The organism is Nocardia puris, from assembly GCF_036051655.1.
Lineage (GTDB): Bacteria > Actinomycetota > Actinomycetes > Mycobacteriales > Mycobacteriaceae > Nocardia > Nocardia puris.
Genome location: NZ_CP107943.1, coordinates 5,161,344 through 5,178,262, shown reverse-complemented (window position 1 = coordinate 5,178,262; position 16,919 = coordinate 5,161,344). Strand labels below are relative to the sequence as shown.

Here is a 16,919-nt window from a genome sequence, read left to right as displayed (position 1 = left end):
GGCCACACTGCGCTACCTCCTCCAGGCCCGTCGCTCGCGCCGCGGTAGCACGGTGCTTTCACCTCGATCTTCCCCGTTCTCCAGCGTGTGGCATCGGATAGGTGGGCTCCCAGGCCCGGGTGGCGCGGGCCGAACTGGTCCCGCGGCTCTCGGATGATCGCCGTCGCGGCGGTGCATCGGAGCGCCCGCGGGGCGGCAGCGCCTGGCGCGACCGCTCGGGGGGTTTGCCCTTGCTCGCGGCGCGGGCGCGCTGGGCGGCGGCCTTGGCGACCGAACGCGCCCGCGCCGCCTCGGCTTTCGCGGGCGAATACGCCTCGGGCTTGGGCAGGCGCAGCAACCGGCTGAACCGCCCGTCCTGCCCGTTCTCCAACGCCGACACCGCCTCGGGCTCGTGCCGGGCGGCGTTGGCGATGATGCCGAACATGAACAGCGTGATCGCCAGCGACGACCCGCCCGCCGACACCAGCGGCAACTGCAGACCGGTGACGGGCAGCAGCCCCACCACGTAGCCCACGTTGATCAGCGCCTGCGCGGTGATCCAGGTGGTGGCGGTGGCGGTGAGCAGCCGCAGGAACGGGTCGGCCGAGCGGGCCGCGATGCGCAACCCCGTGTAGACGAACAGCGCGAACAGGCCGAGCACGAGGGCGCAGCCGAGGAAGCCGAGTTCCTCGCCGATGATGGCGAAGATGAAGTCGTTGTGCGAGTTGGGCAGATAGCTCCACTTGGCGCGGCTCTGGCCCAGGCCGCGCCCCCAGATCCCGCCGTCGGCCAGCGAGAACATCGCCTGCCTGGCCTGATATCCGATGCCCTGCGGATCCTCGCCCGGATTGAAGAATGCGCGCATGCGGTTGGAGCGATACCCGGCCGAGAGCGCCAGCACCGCGGCGGCCACCGCGCCCGACACCACGATCGCGACGAACAAGCGCATCGGCAGCCCGCCGAACCACAGCAGCGCCGCCAGCACGATGCCCAGCGCGATGGTGGTCGACAGGTTCGGTTCCAGCACCACCAGCAGGCACACGAGCATGCCCGCGGGCACCAGCGGCACCAGGATGTCCTTGAGCGGGGCCTGCTCGGAACGGCGCGAGGCCAGCAGGTGCGCGCCCCACACCACCAGCGTCACCTTGACGATCTCCGAGGGCTGCACCGAGATGGCGCCCAGGTCGATCCAGCGCCGGGAACCCTGCACCTCGGTGCCGATGCCGGGAATCAGCACCAGCACCAGCGCCACCACCGACAGTGCGAACATCGGGAACGACCACTGCCGCAGCCTGCGCATCGGGATGCGCAGCGCGATGTAGAACAGCACCGCGCCGATCGCGGCGAACATCGCCTGCTGCACGAACAGCGAATACGCCGAGCCCCCTTCGGCATACGCCTCGACGCTCGACGCGGACAGCACCATCACCAGGCCCAGCACCGTCAGCAGGATCGCGATGGTGACGATCAGATGGAACGACGCGAGCGGACGCGCCAGCCACGCCAGGAACTTGGTCGCCGCGGGCGCCTGCGCGCCCCGCGTCCGCCGCCGCGTCGTCGTCTCGGTCATGGTTGCCGCCCGATGTCCCCGTCTTCCAGCGCGTGCACGGCGTCGGCGAAACTGCGTCCGCGGTGGGTGTAATCGGCGAACATGTCCAGCGACGCCGCGGCGGGCGCCAGCAGCACGGTGTCGCCCGAGCGGGCGAATCCGGCGGCGATGCGAACGGCCTGCGCCATGACGGCGTCGGCCTTGTCGGTTCTCGACGGGTCGTCGGCCATATCGGCATCGTCCCCCGCGTCCACCTCGACCACGGGGACCTCGGGCGCGTGTCGCGCCAACGCGGCCGCGATCACCGGCGCGTCGGCCCCGATCAGCACGGCGGCGACGAGCCGGTCGGCGACCTCCTCGATGAGGTCCTCCACGCCCGCGCCCTTGAGCTGACCACCCGCGAGCCAGATGACGTGCGGGTGCGCCAGGATCGACGACCGCGCCGCGTGCGGGTTGGTGGCCTTGGAGTCGTCGACGAACTCCACACCGGCCAGATCGCGCACGAAGGCCGCCCGATGCGGGCCCACCTTGTGCTCCTGCAGACCCTCCTTCACGAACTGGGGCGCGACGTCGATGGCCCTGGTCAACGCCGAAGCGGCCAGCGCGTCGGCGACGCCGGCCGGGCCCTGCGGGCTGATGTCGCCCACCTCGGCCAGGATCGCGGCCTTGGTGAAAGCGCGGTCGAGCAGTTTGCCGTCGACCACGCCGAGCTCACCGTCGGCGGGCACGCCGATGCGGAACCCGACCGTGCGGCGGGCCTTGGACTTACGCGCCAGCGAGGCCGCCACGGGATCGTCCAGCCCCACCACGCCGACCCGTCCGAACAGCGCGCGCGCCTTCGCGGCGGCGTAGGCGTCCAGGCCGCCGTGCCAGTCGAGGTGGTCCTCGGCGACGTTGAGCACCACGCCCGCCTCCGGTCGCACCGAAGGGGCCCAATGCAATTGGAACGACGAGAGTTCCACAGCCAGCACCTGCGGGCCGGGGCTGCGGCGCAGCGCGTCCAGGATGGGCAGGCCGATATTGCCGCACGCGACGCTGGGGATGCCCGCGGCGCGCAGGATCGAGTGCGTCATCTGGGTGGTGGTGGTCTTGCCGTTGGTGCCGGTCACCACCAGCCACTTGCGGACCGGTCCGTAGATCCTGGCCTGATCGACCCACCAGGCGAATTCGACGTCGCCCCACACGGGGATGCCCTCGGTCACCGCGGCAACCAGCACCGGTGAATCGGGACGCCAGCCGGGGCTGGTGATGACGAGCGCGAACCGGCCGAGCCCGCCGCTGGGCGAATCCGCCGCGGCCGATTCGAGTTCCACGTCGGTGGTGACCTCGAGGCCCAGTTCCGCGGCCTCGGCCAGCGCTTTGGCACCGGCGTCGGTGACCACCGGGTGCGCGCCGATATCGCGCAGCGGTTCGATGAGGGAACGCCCGGAGACGCCCCAGCCCGCGACGAGCACGTCGCGCCCGCGCAGGAATTCGAGCATGGGGCCGGGAGAGCGCAGAGCCCGTGGAGAATGTTCGACCATCGCTGGAATCACCCGACCGCGGAGAGGTATTCGCTGTAGAACACGCCGAGCCCGATCGCCGTGGCCATCGCGGCCAGCAGCCAGAACCGGATGATCACCGTCGTCTCCGCCCATTTGCTGAGCTCGAAGTGATGGTGGAACGGCGCCATCTTGAACAAACGGTTACGCGTGGTGCGGAACACCGCCACCTGCAGGATCACCGACAGCGCCTCGGCCACGAACAGCGCGCCGATCACGGCCATCAGCAGCTCGGTGCGGGTGGTGATGGAGATGCCGGCCAGCAGGCCGCCCAGGGCCAGCGAGCCGGTGTCGCCCATGAAGATCTTGGCCGGGGCCGCGTTCCACCACAGGAAGCCGATACAGGCGGCCGCGCCGGCGGCGCAGACCAGCGCCAGGTCCAGCGGGTCGCGCACGTTGTAGCAGCCGACCTCGGGCTTGGTCTCGCACGCGTGGTAGTACTGCCAGAACGTGATGATCACGTAGCCGCCCAGCGCCAGGCTCATCGAGCCGGCCGCCAGGCCGTCCAGTCCGTCGGTGAGGTTCACCGCGTTGGACCAGGCCACCACCAGGAAGCTCACCCACACCAGGAAGAAGACGCCGAACGAGATCGTGGTGATGTCGCGGACGATCGACAGGTATTCGCTGGCGGGCGTCAGGCCGGAGTCGCTGCGGAACTGCAACGCCAGCACACCGAATACCACGGCGGCGCTGAGCTGGCCGATGTACTTGCCCGCCGCGGTGAGACCGAGGTTGCGGCCCTTGCGGATCTTGATGAAGTCATCGATGAAGCCGACGCCGCCGAGCGCGGTGGCCAGGCCGAGCACCAGCAGACCCGAGGCCGACGGGCCGTCCGCGTCGTAGCCGATGCCGATCAGGTGCGAGCCGAGGTAGCCGGCCCACATGCCGATGAGGATGGCGACGCCACCCATGGTCGGGGTGCCGCGCTTGGCCTGGTGGCTGGCCGGGCCGTCGACCCGGATCTCCTGTCCGAAGCCCTGTTTGGCGAAGAACTTGATCAGCAGCGGCGTCAGCAGGATCGACACCGCCAACGCGATCGCCGCCGCGAAAAGAATTTGTCTCACAGCCGCGCCTCGCTAACGCTCGGCTCCGCCGTGCGCCAAAGCGCCGCTGTGTCCATGGTTCGCTCGCTGCGCTCCCTCACGACTGGGCCCCGCTATCGCTCGGCCCCGTCTCGCGTTCCCTCACCTGCACTGCCTCCGTGCTGCTTCCCCTGCGTCCCCGCGCGCGATCGGCGCCGGTCAAGTGGTCGGCGACGGCCCACAGGCCCACCGACTTCGATGCCTTGACCAGCACCACATCGCCCGCTTCGACCTCGTCGTCGAGCAGCGCGATGGCCGCGCCGATATCGGGCACGAGGACCGATTCCTCGCCCCATGAGCCTTCCATCACCGCTCCCTGGTGCATCGCCCGGGAGGGCCTTCCGGTGCCGACCACCACCAGGCGGTCCACATCCAGGCGCACGGCCAGCCTGCCGATGCCGTCGTGCTCGAGCACCGACTCCTCACCCAGTTCGGCCATCTCGCCGAGCACGGCCCAGCTGCGGCGCGGCGCGGCGCCCGCCTTGGCCATGGTGACCAGGGCCTTGAGCGCGGCGCGCACGGAGTCGGGGTTGGCGTTGTAGGAGTCGTTGACGACGGTGACGCCGTCGTCGGTGTCGCGCACGTCCATGCGGCGTTCCGAGGCGGCGCGCGCGCCCGCCAGCGCGGTGGCGACCGTATCCAGGTCGGCGCCGCAGGCCAGCGCGACGGCGGCGGCCGAGAGCGCGTTGCCCACCTGGTGCTCGCCGTGCACGGCGAGCGCGATCTCGACCGAGCCCGACGGGGCGTGCAGGGTGAACCGGGCGCGGGCGCCGTCGTCCAGGCGCACATCGGTGGCGCGCAGGTCGGCGTCGCCGGACCGGCCGACGGTCACCACCCGCGCGGACGTGCGGCTCGCCATCGCGGCCACCTGCCCGTCGTCGGCGTTGAGCACGGCCACACCCGTGGCGGGCAACGCCTCCACGAGTTCGCCCTTGGTCTGGGCGATGGCCTCGCGGCTGCCGAACTCGCCGAGATGCGCGGTGCCGACATTGAGCACCACGCCGATGCTGGGCGGCGCGACGCGCGCGAGCGCGGCAATATGGCCCGGTCCGCGCGCGGAGAGCTCGAGCACCAAGAAGCGGGTGTTCTCGTCGGCGCGCAGCGCGGTCCACGGGTGGCCCAGTTCGTTATTGAACGAGCCGGGCGGCGCCACCACGGGCCCCAGCGGTGCGAGCACGGCCGCCAGCAGATCCTTGGTGGAGGTCTTGCCCGACGAGCCGGTGACGCCCACGACGGTGAGACTGCCCGCCGCGGTGAGCTTTTCGACGCTGGCGCGGGCCAGTGCCGCGAGCGCGGTGAGCACCGCAGCCCCGGAGCCGTCCGAATCATGGCTCACCGCCATCGAATTCGCGGGCACCGCGCCGGGATTCGGCGTGACCACGATGGCCGGCACGCCGACCGGACGCGCGGCCAGCACCGCGACCGCACCGGCCGCCACGGCCGCGGGCGCGTAGTCGTGCCCGTCGGCCCGCCCGCCGGGCAGGGCCAGGAAGAGATCACCGGAACCGATTCGGCGCGAATCGAATTCGACCGAACCGGTCACCCGCACCTCCGGGTCGGGAACGTCGTGCAGCGTGCCGCCGACGACGTCCGCGATCTCCCGCAGTGTCATCTCGATCATGAAACCGTCAAGTCCTCCGCGTCCGACCCGTGCGGACTCCGCTCCCATCGCTGTCCCGACCGCCGCGCCAGCGCGCTCGCCAGCACCTCGCGATCGTCGAAAGGCAGCTTCACACCGTCGATCTCCTGACCGGTCTCGTGGCCCTTGCCCGCGACGAGCACCACGTCGCCGGGCCGGGCCCAGGCCACCGCCGCCTCGATGGCGGCGGCGCGGTCGCCGATCTCGCGCACCTCACCGCGTTCGCCGACGGGCACCTCGAGCGCGCCGTTGTGCAGGGCGGCGCGGATGGCGGCCGGATCCTCGGTGCGGGGGTTGTCGTCGGTGATGACGAGCAGGTCCGCGCCGCGCGCCCCCGCCGCGCCCATGAGCGCGCGCTTGCCCGCGTCGCGGTCGCCGCCCGCGCCCACCACCACGGCAAGGCGGCCGGGGGCGTCGGGGTTGTCGGCGGCCAGGTGCAGGCGCAGGGTCGCGATCACCGATTCGAGGGCGGCGGGCTTGTGCGCGTAGTCGACCACGGCCAGGAAGTCCTGCCCGGCCTCGACGCGCTGCATGCGGCCCGGCACGTCCACGGCGGCCAGCGCGGGCGCGGCCACGGCCGGATCGACCCCGGCGGCGGCGCACACTGCGACGGCGAGCAACCCGTTGGCCACGTTGTAGCGGCCCGGAAGGCGCAGGCGCACTTCGACATTCGCGCCCGGCCCGGCCGCGGTGAAGGACTGTTCGCCGCCGTGCGCGTCCACCGCGCCCGCGACGTGCCAGTCCCCCGCGCCGGTGGTGCTCACGGTGGTGGGCGCGGGCAGCGCGGCGGCCAGGCGGCGGCCCCACTCGTCGTCGACGACGATCACGGCGGTCCGCGCGGCGATCGGCGAGGTGGGTTCGAAGAGCCTGCGCTTGGCGCCGAAGTAGTCCTCGAAATCGCGGTGGAAGTCCAGGTGGTCCTGGGAGAGGTTGGTGAACGCGCCCACCGCGAAGCGCACGCCGTCGACGCGGCCCAGCGCGAGCGCGTGGCTGGACACCTCCATCACCACGGCGTCCACGCCCTGCTCCACCATCAGCGCGAACATGGCGTGCAGCTGCGGGGCCTCGGGCGTGGTGAGCGCGCTGGGCACGCGCCGCCCGCCGATCCTGGTCTCGATGGTGCCGATCAGCGCCGTGCGCAGGCCCGCGGCGGCCAGGCCTGCCTCCACCAGGTACGAGGTGGTGGTCTTGCCGGAGGTGCCGGTGATGCCGACGATGGTGAGCGTGCGCGACGGCTGGCCGTACAGCTCGGCGGACAGCTCCCCGAGCACCGCGCGCGGCTGCTCGCGCACCAGCACGGGCACGCCGAGCTCGCCCGCCAGGGCGGCGCCCTCGGCGTCGGTGAGCACGGCGACGGCGCCGCGTTCCACCGCCGTGCGGGCGAACCGCGCGCCGTGGGCGCGCGCGCCGGGCAGGGCGGCGAACAGGTCGCCGGGCAGGACGGCGTCGGAACGCTGTTCGATGCCGGTCACCGCGAGGTCGCCGGGGATCGGCGACGACGGGCGGGCGCCGGTCAGCGCCAGCACGGTGGTCAGCGGTGTCGACAGCGGGTCGACCGGCCGCAACACGGGCTGGCTGGACTGCGTGGGCACCTCGCTCCTCTCTCGTTCTCGGTTCTGTCGAGCATTGTGCGCGGGCACGATCGGTGGTGACGAGTCAGGTTACCGACGCGCGCGCACGGGCGGTCAACGTGCCTCGGTGTAACCGCCCACACCGCCCGCTCCCGGTCGCGGCGCCCGGTTGGGGGCGCGGTGGCGGCGGGCCGGGCGGCGGCGGGCGAACCGGGCGGACAGCGGGGACGACAACGGCTCACGCACCGGCCTGGAGCACGAACTTCTGCGGTTCGGTGACGGTGGGCGGGATGCGGTCGCGCTGGATGGCCCACGAGGCGATGCTGTGGAACAGCGGGGCGGCGGACTGGCCGCCGCTGCCGTCGGCGCTGCGGACCGGATTGTCGAGCATCATGCCGATCACGTAGCGCGGGTTGTCGGCGGGCACCATGCCGGAGAAGGTGATCCAGAAGCTGGAGGTGGAGTAGCACTTGCAGCGGGGATCGATCTTCTGGGCGGTGCCGGTCTTGCCCGCGACCTGGTAGCCGTCGATGGCGGCGGGCCAGCCGGTACCGTTCTGGTTGGCGTTCATCGGGTCGCGCTGGGTGACGGCCTGGAACATGGTGCGCAGGGTGCGCGCGGTCTCCTCGCTCACCACCCGCACGCCGTCGGGCTGGGTCTCCTCGGTGCGGCTGCCGTCGGGTGCGACCTTGGCGCGCACGATGCGCGGCGGGATGCGCAGCCCGTCATTGGCGATGGCCTGGTACATCGCGGTCATCTGCAGCGTGGACATCGAAAGGCCCTGTCCGATGGGCAAGTTGGCGAAGGTGCCGCCCGACCACTGGTCCAGGGCGGGCACCTGGCCCGCCGTCTCGCCGGGCAGGCCGACGCCGGTGCGCTGGCCGAGCCCGAAGCGCTGCACCATATCGGCGAAGCGCTCCTCGCCCACGCGCTGCGCCAGCATCAGGGTGCCGACATTGGACGACTTCGCGAATATTCCGGTGGTGGTGTAGGGCTCCACGCCGTGGCCCCACGCGTCGCCGACGGTGACGCCGGACATGCTGATCGAGCCGGGCACCTGGTGCACCTCGTCGGGGGTGGTGAGCCCGTATTCGATGGCCGCGGCCGCGGTGATCAGCTTGTTCACCGAACCCGGTTCGAACGGGTCGCTCACCGACGGGTTGTTCGTCTTGGCCGAACCCCAGTTCTGCGGGCCGAGTTTCGGGTTGAAGGTGCTGTCGTTGGCCATGGCCAGCACCTCACCGGTCTTGGCGTCCAGCACCACCGCCGAGGCGCCCGCGGCGCCCGACATCTCCCTGGCCTGCTGCACCTGCTGCTGCACGTAGTACTGCAGGTCGGAGTCGAGGGTGAGTTCGACGCCGTTGCCGTTGACCGCGGGCTGCTTGTCGCGCCAGCTGCCCGGGATGACCGCGCCGTCGGAGCCGCGGTCGTAGGTGTGCGAGCCGTCGGTGCCCGCGAGCACCGAGTCCAGCGAGGATTCCAGGCCGATCAGGCCGTGGCCGTCCCAGCCGGTGGCGCCGATGATATTGGCGGCCAGCGAACCGCCCGGGTATTCGCGCAGGTCCTGGCGTTCGGCGCCGACCTCGGGGAATTCCAGGGTGATCTCGGAGGCGATGCGCGGGTCCACGTTGCGCACCAGGTAGACGAACTGCTCGTCGCTGCGCAGCAAGCCCAGCAGGTCCTTCTCCGAGGGGGCCTTCGCGCCGAGCTTGTCGTGGATGGTCTTCGCGATATCGCGCAACCGCTGTTCGGGATCGGGCGCCTTCTCGTTCTTCGCGCGCTCCTCGGCCAGCATCTCCCGCACCCGCACGGGCTGGATGTGCAGCGCCTTCGCCGACACGGTGAACGCGAGCGATTTGCCGTGGCGGTCGGTGATCGGGCCGCGGGTGGCCTCGTCGGTGAGCCGAACGGTGCGCTGGCTGGCGGCCTGTGCGGACAGCCCCGGCGCGGAAATGCTCTGGATCCACAGCAATTGGAGCGCGACGACGGCCAGCGCCACCAGCATGACGAGGCGGCCGACGCCGAGGCGCAGCCGCAGCGGACGATCCGAGGGCGCGCCGGTGCGCGGTCTCGCGCCGCCGGATGGCACCGGCCCGCGCCGCTGGCGCGGCGCGGGCCTGGTGCGGGTCATCGGACGGCCCCCTCGGGGGCGGGCGGAGCCTGCTGCTCCGGCGGGGCGTCCACCGGCGGCGGCACCGCGGCCGGCCCGTCGGCGGGCGGGGCGGCCACGGGCTGCGGGGCGGGGGCCGGCTGGGGCACTTCGGCCGCGGGGGCGGGGTTCGGGTTCGCCGGGTCCGGGGCCGGTGCCGGGTTCGCCGGATCCGGCGCGGGCACCGGGCTCGCGGGATTCGGCTCCGGAACGGGACTCGCCGCGTTGGGCGCCGGTACCGGGCTCGCCGGGTTCGGCGCGGGTGCGGGATGCTCACCCTCCGGAGTGCGCACGGTGGACACGGGGATCACGCGCTCGCCCTCGGCCAGCACGTGTCCCGGCTGCGTCGCCGGGCCCGAGCGCGGCGTCTGATTGAGCGGCGGCACCGGCGCGCCCTGCGCGGGCGTTTCGTCACCGATCACCGTCACGGTGCCGTCGGGTCCGAGCACCAGGCGCGCCGGGTCCTTGGCGGGGATCATGCCGAGTTCGCGGGCGCGCGCGGCCAGTTCGGGCGCCGAGTCGGCGGCCGCGACCTCCTGCTGCAACGCGGCACGCTCGTCGGCGAGCTGCCGGTTGAGCTGCCTGGCGTCGCTGAGCTGGTAGCTGTCCTCGGCGGCGCGCGTGGTGAGCAGCAGGGTGAGCGCCAGCCCGCAGGCCAGCATGGCGATCATCGCGGCGACGAACGGGATCCGCGCCGCGGTCACCGAGGTGCGCGCGGGCAGCCGCGGCGTGTCGGCGCGCTGTTCGGCGCGGAGCTTGCGTTTGGCGTAGGCCCGTTGCGCCGCACCGGATTTCACCCGTTCGGCGGCCTGGACCCGGCGGGCGACCCGGCCCGGCGACTCGACCGTGCGCGTACGGATACTCATGGTGTCGTCGCCTCCTTCTCCTGGATCCGCTCCGCGGCCCGCATGCGCACCGGCGCGGCGCGTGGGTTCTCCTCGATCTCGGTCTCGGTGGCCTTCTCCGCGCCGCGGGTGAGCATCCGGAATTCCGGGCCCATCCCGGGCAGTTCGACCGGCAGGTCCACCGGCGTGCGCGACGCGATCCGCGGCGCGAACTCCTGTTTGACGACGCGGTCCTCCAGCGACTGGTAGGACATGACGACGATGCGGCCACCGAGGCGCAGCGCGTCCAGCGCGGCGGGCAGCGCGGCGCGCAACGAGTCGAGCTCGCCGTTCACCTCCACCCGCAGCGCCTGGAAGGTGCGCTTGGCCGGATGGCCGCCCGTGCGGCGCGCGGCCGCCGGGATCGTGGCGTACAGCAGCTCGACGAGTTCGGCGCTGGTGGTGAACGGCTTCTTGGCGCGGCGGCGCACCACCTCGGAGGCGATCTTGCCCGCGAACCGTTCCTCGCCATACGTTTTCAGCACGCGCGCGAGATCGCCGTGGCTGTAGGTGTTGAGCACGTCGGCGGCGGTCAGGCCCGCGGTGGGGTCCATCCGCATGTCCAGCGGGGCGTCCACCGAGTAGGCGAAGCCGCGCTCGGCCTCGTCCAGTTGCATGGACGACACGCCGAGATCCATCAAGATGCCGCTCACCGCGCCGGCGCGGGGCAGCCCGGCTTCCGCCAGCGCGTCGGCGATGCCGTCATATCTGGTGTGCACCAACGTGATCCGGTCGGCGAACGGCGCCAGCCGCTCCCCCGCCAGGCGCAGCGCCTCGGTGTCGCGGTCGAGGCCGACCAGCCGCAGGCCGGGGTAGGTGCGCAGGAAGTGTTCGGCGTGGCCGCCGAGCCCGAGGGTGGCGTCCACGTAGACCGCGCCGGGCTCGGTGAGGGCGGGGCCGAGGAGTTCGTCGGCGCGGCGCAAGAGAACGGGGACATGCCGGGGGCCGTGCTCCTCACGGTTCACCTCGACCTCCCGGTTCCTGCTGCGTGCTTCTCGCACCGGGGGCGCGGGGCTCACGGGCCGGAGACCGGTCGCGCTCGGATCGCGTTGCCGCACAGTGCTGATGGAAAACAGTGCTCGTGGAAAGAATGCTGCTCGGCGGGGGAATGCCCCGTGGTCTCTGACCGGACAGCGGTACCTGGCGTCGGGGAAGTACGTCAGGGTCCGCGTCCGGGCAGAGGCCACGCGGCACTCCTCCGCGCTGGCTAGAAGATCCCGCCCAGCGACTCGTCTCTCGCTTGTGCGTAATCCTCCTCGTGCTCGGCGAGGTAGGACTCCCACGCCTGCTTGTCCCATATCTCGAGGAAGTCGACCGAGCCGATCACCACGCAATCCCGGTCCAGGTTCGCGTAGCGCCGGTGGTCCGCCGACAACGTGATCCGGCCCTGGCCGTCCGGACGCTGCTCGTCCGTACCCGCCGCCAGTGCCCGGACGAACGCGCGGGCCTGCGGATTGGTCCGAGACGCGGCCGCGGCCCGCCGGGCGAGCGCGGTGAACTCCTCTTTGGGGTACACGGCGAGGCTGTGGTCCTGACTCTTCGTGACCATCAACCCTCCCGCCAGATCGTCTCGAAACTTCGCAGGCAACGTGAGTCGCCCCTTGTCGTCCAAACGGGGCGTGTACGTACCGAGAAACATCTCGATACCTCCCTGGGAGCATCCCCGCGGTTACGGGGGGCACATTCACCTCGCCTGATCGACCTCTCTCCTGTAGCGCGCTCCACATTACCCCACTTTCCCCCACTTTCAATCGAAAGTGGAGGTGATCTCGCTCCCCGCGCGAACGATTCCGCAGGTCATCACAGCTATCACCCAGGTGGGGGACTTTCGCGTGTTCCGGCGACACGCGCGTGCCTTCCGGGTGCTGTCCCGACAACCATCAGCAAACTCCGCTGGTAGGCAAGGCCCTGCGGGGGCACGGAAGGGGGTGGAACCCCCGGTGGGGAGGAGTGGAGGGACCCCGTGGGGAAGGGTGGGGAACTCCGGTGGGGAGAAGTGGCGCGAACTCCGGGCGCGGGACACGGCGGGACGAGCGCGGTCACGGCCGTGCGGGTCCAGCGCATGGCGCTCGACCGTGTCGCCAGGCCGCCGGATGCGAGCAATCTCACTCCGGCGCGAAAACCCGGTGCGCACAGGAGAAAGCGACGCCGCACCCGTTCGGTGCGGCGCCGCCTTCACATATGAACGATGTGGTGCCGGGGCGGAGCTATTCCTGCTCGAACCGTCTCCGGAACCTGTCCTCCATGCGCTCCGAGAAACCGCCGGACTTGCGCTGACGCCGAGGTCCGCTCGACCCGCCACCGCTCGGCCCGCTCGAGGGCGGCTCACCGGCGGGCGCGCCGTCGGCGTCCGCGCCGCCCTTGCCGCTGCCGATCAGCAGCAGCACACCGGCGCCGAACATGACGATGAACCCGACCAGACTGATGATCGGGAAGCCGCCGGGCTTCACCGGAGCGGCGATGCCGGCGACCAGCAGAAACAGGCCGAGGACGAACAGGGCGGCGGCCTGGAGTCTGCGTCGACTCGAGGTCGTACGGAGGCGTCCGCCGCGGACGGACGACGCGAACTTCGGATCCTCAGCATAGAGCGCGCTCTCGATCTGTTCGAGCATGCGCTGCTCGTGCTCGGAGAGTGGCACGGTACCTCCCCCGGCACTAGGACGTGGCGGTCGCCTCCGGGTAGGCGACAGATAGCCGACCTTGGCGGCTGTCTGCCACCAATGATACGAGTTCGATCAGGGCGGGACCACTGAATGTGCACACCGAGACAAACTCGCATTTCGGAAGCCGTGCGGCCGTGTCGTCCGTGACCTGTGCCACACGCCTTCGGACCCGCCGCGCGAGGTGACGGGGCCGCGCCGCGCGCTCACGCGGAGATGCCTCCGGTCCACCCGGGCGCGGGACGCAGCCGGGCGGCGGATTTCAGCAGATCCTCCACGTCGTGGAGGAATGCGCCGACCCGGGAGCAGAACTCGTCGGCCGACCGCTCGCTCACGTCGCGATCGAGCCCCGCCTCCAGCGCGGCGCGCAGTTCGGAGCGGGCGCTGAAGTAGTCGGCCCACATCACGAACTCGGGCGCGGCGCGCTGCAACAGCACCCACGCGTTGCGCGAGCGGGCTCGCGGCGCGGCGTCGGCGCCCGTGAACGCGAGCACCGCGCCCGCCCCGCGCAGCGCCGCCAGGTACGCGGTGCGGAACCGCTCGCGCGGGTCGGCCTCCATTCCGGCCTGCAGGAGCAGTCCGTCGGCCTTCTTCAGTAGTTGTCCCGCCTTGCCGGGCCGGCCCGGCGAATCGAGGTTCCCCATACGTCATCCCTCCGCACTCGCACACCCCGGCCCTTCGTGCACCGCGCGGACCGAACAGGTATTCGAACGTTTGAATTGAGCTTGAATATAGAGACGCCCACCGACAACTTTCCGCGTCCGCGCGGTCCGACGAGAGCCATGACAGCCGTCAAGCCACACCACACCCCCGCACCCGCGCCCGTCGTGGTCGACCTGTCCGTCACCGATATGCGCTACCGGCTCCACGACGCGCTGACGGTCTACGTGGCCGCGATGGAGTATCCGCGCGGCACCGAGAACCACCGCGCGCCCATGTGGACCGAGCACACCGCCCGGCCCGGCTGGCGGGCCGTGGCCGCGCTGCTCCCCGACGACCACGGCCACGCCGATCCGCGCGTCGCGCCGATCGTCGCCATCGCCTACGGCTACCACGGCGCGCCGCACCAGTGGTGGCATCAGCAGGTGCACAGCGGGATGCGGCGCTCGGGGTGGCCAGAACACTCTGCGCGGGAACTGCTTTCGGACTATTTCGAACTCACCGAGCTGCACGTGCACCCCGCCGCGCAGGGCCGCGGCATCGGCGCGACGCTGCTGCGGCGGCTGCTGGGCGACCGGCCGGAGCGGGCGGTGCTGCTGTCCACGCCCGAGGTGACGGGTGAGGAGAACCGGGCCTGGCGGCTGTACCGCCGCGAGGGGTTCGGCGACGTGATCCGCGATTTCGTGTTCGCGGGCGACAACCGGCCGTTCGCGATCCTGGGCAGGCGGCTGCCGCTGTGAGTGTGGTGGTGGTCGGCTCGGGCCACAACGCCCTGGTCGCGGCCTGTTATCTGGCCCGCGCCGGGCACCGGGTCGACGTGCTCGAACGCGACGAGGTGCTGGGCGGGGCGGTGTCGACGGTGGAGCGGTTCCCCGGGCACCTGGTGGATCGCGGGTCCTCGGCGCACATCATGATCCGCCACACCGGGATCCTCGAGGAGCTCGAGCTGGGGCGGTTCGGGCTGCGGTACATCGATTGCGACCCTTGGGGTTTCGCGCCCGCGGGGGCGGACGGGGCCGCGCCGATCGTGTTCCGGCGCGATCTCGACGCGACCTGCGACTCCATCGAAAAGGCCTGTGGCGCCGCCGATGCCGACGCGTACCGGCGCTTCGCCCGGGAGTGGGGGCCGCGCAGCGCGCGGGTGATGCGCGCGTTCGGCGGCGCACCGGGACCCGGCCACCTGCTGCGGTCCTTTTGGGGACTCGACGCGCGCGACGGGGGCAGCGCTCTGTCGCGGGAGTTCCTGCAATCCGGGGACGCGTTGCTGGACACCTGGTTTCGCGACGAGCGATTGAAGGCGGCGCTGGCCTGGTTCGGCGCGCAGTCCGGTCCGCCCATGTCGGAGCCGGGCACCGCGCCGATGGTCGGGTTCGCGGCGCTGATGCACGTGGTGCCGCCGGGCCGGGCCGTCGGCGGCAGCGGCGCGCTCACCTCCGCCCTGGTCGCGCGGTTGCGCGCGGACGGCGGCACGGTCACGGCGGGCGACGCGGTCACCGTGATCGCCCGCGCGGGCGAGGGCTGGCGGGTGCGCACCGCGTCGGGCCGGGAGGTGCGGGCGCGCACCGTGATCGCGGGCACGCACGTGCTGACCACGCTGGATCTGTTGCGGGCGGGCGGTTTCGACGCCGAGGTCGTGGCGGGGTGGCGGCGGCGGATTCGGGTCGGGCCCGGCATCGGGATGGTGGTGCGGGTCGCGACCGACGTGCTGCCCGTCTATCCCGGTGCGGCACAGGAAGATTCAGCGCGCGGTCTGCAACTGCTGGTCACCGACCGGGCGGCGCTGCGGCGCGCGCACGGGGCGGCGCTGGCCGGTGATCTGCCGCCGCGCCCGGTGGTGCTGGCGATGAGTTTCAGCGCGCTCGACCCGAGTATCGCACCGCCCGGCGAGCACCAGCTCTCGCTGTGGGCGCAGTGGCATCCGTATCGGTTGAACCGCGGCGATTGGGCCGGCCGAGGAGCGCGCGAGGCCGATCGGATCATCGCCGAAGTGGACCGGCACGCACCGGGTTTCGCGGGTTCGGTGCGGCAGCGGTACGTGCAGACGCCGGTGGATCTGGAGCGCGAGATGGGGTTGCTGGGCGGCAATGTGATGCACGTGGAGATGTCGCTGGATCAGATGATGCTGTGGCGGCCGCTGCCCGAACTGTCGGGTCAGCGGGTGCCCGGCGCGCCCGGCCTGTATCTGACCGGGGCGTCCACGCATCCGGGTGGCGGCGTGTCCGGCGCGAGTGGCCGTACGGCGGCGCGGCTGGTGCTGCGCGACGAACGGCGACGGCGGATCCCTTTGCTGGGCAGGCTATGACGAACGTCTCGCTGCGTGACCGGGTGGCGGCGGCCCGGCGCGATCTCGGCCATCCCGTGCCGGTGGTGTTCGCCGCGCTGCTGGTGCTCACCCAGATCGCCTACCCGCTCACCGAGGGCGCCGCCCGCGACCGGGTGACGGTGCAGGTGGTGCTGCTGTTCGCGGGGACCGCGCTGGCCCACGCCATCGCGACACGCGGATTCCGTTACGCGGCGGGCTTTCTCGTCATCGTGTCGGGGACGGGGCTGCTCGCCGAGCTGCTCGGCACCGCGACGGATATGCCGTTCGGCTGTTACTCCTACGCGGAGGGGCGGATCGGGCCGGAGCTCGCCGGTGTGCCGCTGGTGGTTTCGCTCGCCTGGACGGGCGGGGTGTATCCGGTGTGGGTCGTGGCGGGGCTGCTGACCCGCCGGACCGCGACTCGTGTGCCGCTGGCCGCCGTGGGCACGGTCGGCTGGGATCTGTTCCTGGACCCGCAGATGGTCGCCGACGGCCAGTGGAGCTGGTGCGACACCGATTCCGGCCTGCCCGGCCTGGCCCAGATCCCGCTGACGAACTACCTCGGCTGGCTGGTGGTCGCGCTGCTCATGGTCGCACTGCTCGCCGTCTGGGAACACGCCGCCCCCGCCCCCACCCGCCCGCGCGAGTCCAGCGCCACCGCGGTCCCCGTCCTGGTCTTCCTGTGGACCTGGCTCGGCTCCACCCTCGCCCACGCTCTCTTCCTCGACCTCCCCGCCTCCGCCGCCTACGGCTTCCTCGGCATGGGCCTGCTCGGCGTCCCCCTCCTGTCGCGAATGATCCGCCTACGGGCCGCACCGCCCGATCAGGGACAGAGTCCGGTCACACGCCCCGCCCGGTAAGGCTGAGGCGGACGTATCTCGGCGTCCGCAGCAACGCGGCCCA

The 16,919-nt window shown here is 71.9% G+C and carries 14 protein-coding genes; 3 read left to right on the top strand and 11 right to left on the bottom strand.

The window, feature by feature from the left end; genetic code table 11:
* Window positions 1-58: 58 nt before the first annotated feature.
* From ftsW to OHB21_RS23940, 11 genes are all read right to left on the bottom strand, one after another.
* Window positions 59-1,549: a putative lipid II flippase FtsW gene (ftsW, locus tag OHB21_RS23990; RefSeq protein ID WP_067510815.1), complete on the bottom strand. Its 1,491-nt coding sequence runs from the start codon at window positions 1,547-1,549 to the stop codon at window positions 59-61.
* Window positions 1,546-3,009 carry a UDP-N-acetylmuramoyl-L-alanine--D-glutamate ligase gene (gene murD, locus OHB21_RS23985; protein WP_067510816.1) on the bottom strand — a complete coding sequence of 488 codons (1,464 nt, stop codon included), beginning with the start codon at window positions 3,007-3,009 and terminating at the stop codon, window positions 1,546-1,548. Before murD ends, ftsW begins: the two co-directional genes overlap by 4 nt.
* Window positions 3,010-3,059: 50 nt before the next feature.
* A complete protein-coding gene (gene mraY / locus OHB21_RS23980) occupies window positions 3,060-4,133 on the bottom strand; it encodes a phospho-N-acetylmuramoyl-pentapeptide-transferase (RefSeq protein WP_067510817.1) in 1,074 nt (357 codons plus the stop codon).
* A 76-nt stretch (window positions 4,134-4,209) separates the two neighbouring features.
* The gene (locus OHB21_RS23975; RefSeq protein WP_067510818.1) at window positions 4,210-5,772 is read right to left on the bottom strand and encodes a UDP-N-acetylmuramoyl-tripeptide--D-alanyl-D-alanine ligase; all 1,563 of its coding nucleotides are present in this window, start codon (window positions 5,770-5,772) and stop codon (window positions 4,210-4,212) included.
* Window positions 5,769-7,382, bottom strand: coding sequence for a UDP-N-acetylmuramoyl-L-alanyl-D-glutamate--2,6-diaminopimelate ligase (locus tag OHB21_RS23970; protein WP_113975163.1), 1,614 nt, complete (start codon window positions 7,380-7,382; stop codon window positions 5,769-5,771). The genes OHB21_RS23975 and OHB21_RS23970 overlap by 4 nt, the downstream gene beginning before the upstream one ends.
* Before the next feature lie 217 nt (window positions 7,383-7,599).
* Window positions 7,600-9,492 (bottom strand): peptidoglycan D,D-transpeptidase FtsI family protein, encoded by a 1,893-nt coding sequence (locus tag OHB21_RS23965; protein WP_113975164.1) that lies wholly within the window; start codon window positions 9,490-9,492, stop codon window positions 7,600-7,602.
* Complete coding sequence (locus OHB21_RS23960; protein ID WP_195126533.1) at window positions 9,489-10,376, bottom strand: hypothetical protein; 888 nt, start codon at window positions 10,374-10,376, stop codon at window positions 9,489-9,491. Before OHB21_RS23960 ends, OHB21_RS23965 begins: the two co-directional genes overlap by 4 nt.
* Window positions 10,373-11,359, bottom strand: a complete 987-nt coding sequence (gene rsmH, locus OHB21_RS23955; RefSeq protein WP_067511072.1) for a 16S rRNA (cytosine(1402)-N(4))-methyltransferase RsmH — start codon at window positions 11,357-11,359, stop codon at window positions 10,373-10,375. Before rsmH ends, OHB21_RS23960 begins: the two co-directional genes overlap by 4 nt.
* Window positions 11,360-11,601: 242 nt before the next feature.
* Window positions 11,602-12,033 carry a division/cell wall cluster transcriptional repressor MraZ gene (gene mraZ / locus OHB21_RS23950; RefSeq protein WP_067511073.1) on the bottom strand — a complete coding sequence of 144 codons (432 nt, stop codon included), beginning with the start codon at window positions 12,031-12,033 and terminating at the stop codon, window positions 11,602-11,604.
* A 568-nt stretch (window positions 12,034-12,601) separates the two neighbouring features.
* Window positions 12,602-13,033, bottom strand: coding sequence for a DUF3040 domain-containing protein (locus OHB21_RS23945; protein ID WP_067511074.1), 432 nt, complete (start codon window positions 13,031-13,033; stop codon window positions 12,602-12,604).
* Between the two features lie 227 nt (window positions 13,034-13,260).
* Window positions 13,261-13,698: an SAV_6107 family HEPN domain-containing protein gene (locus OHB21_RS23940; RefSeq protein ID WP_067511075.1), complete on the bottom strand. Its 438-nt coding sequence runs from the start codon at window positions 13,696-13,698 to the stop codon at window positions 13,261-13,263.
* 138 nt (window positions 13,699-13,836) lie between these two features.
* Between OHB21_RS23940 and OHB21_RS23935 the strand changes: the two genes are divergently transcribed.
* From OHB21_RS23935 to OHB21_RS23925, 3 genes are read left to right on the top strand one after another with little or no spacing between them, the layout of a single operon-like run.
* Window positions 13,837-14,454 carry a GNAT family N-acetyltransferase gene (locus OHB21_RS23935; protein WP_067511076.1) on the top strand — a complete coding sequence of 206 codons (618 nt, stop codon included), beginning with the start codon at window positions 13,837-13,839 and terminating at the stop codon, window positions 14,452-14,454.
* Window positions 14,451-16,016, top strand: a complete 1,566-nt coding sequence (locus OHB21_RS23930) for a phytoene desaturase family protein (protein ID WP_195126006.1) — start codon at window positions 14,451-14,453, stop codon at window positions 16,014-16,016. Before OHB21_RS23935 ends, OHB21_RS23930 begins: the two co-directional genes overlap by 4 nt.
* Window positions 16,013-16,876, top strand: coding sequence for a carotenoid biosynthesis protein (locus OHB21_RS23925; RefSeq protein ID WP_195126007.1), 864 nt, complete (start codon window positions 16,013-16,015; stop codon window positions 16,874-16,876). The genes OHB21_RS23930 and OHB21_RS23925 overlap by 4 nt, the downstream gene beginning before the upstream one ends.
* Window positions 16,877-16,919 lie beyond the last annotated feature (43 nt).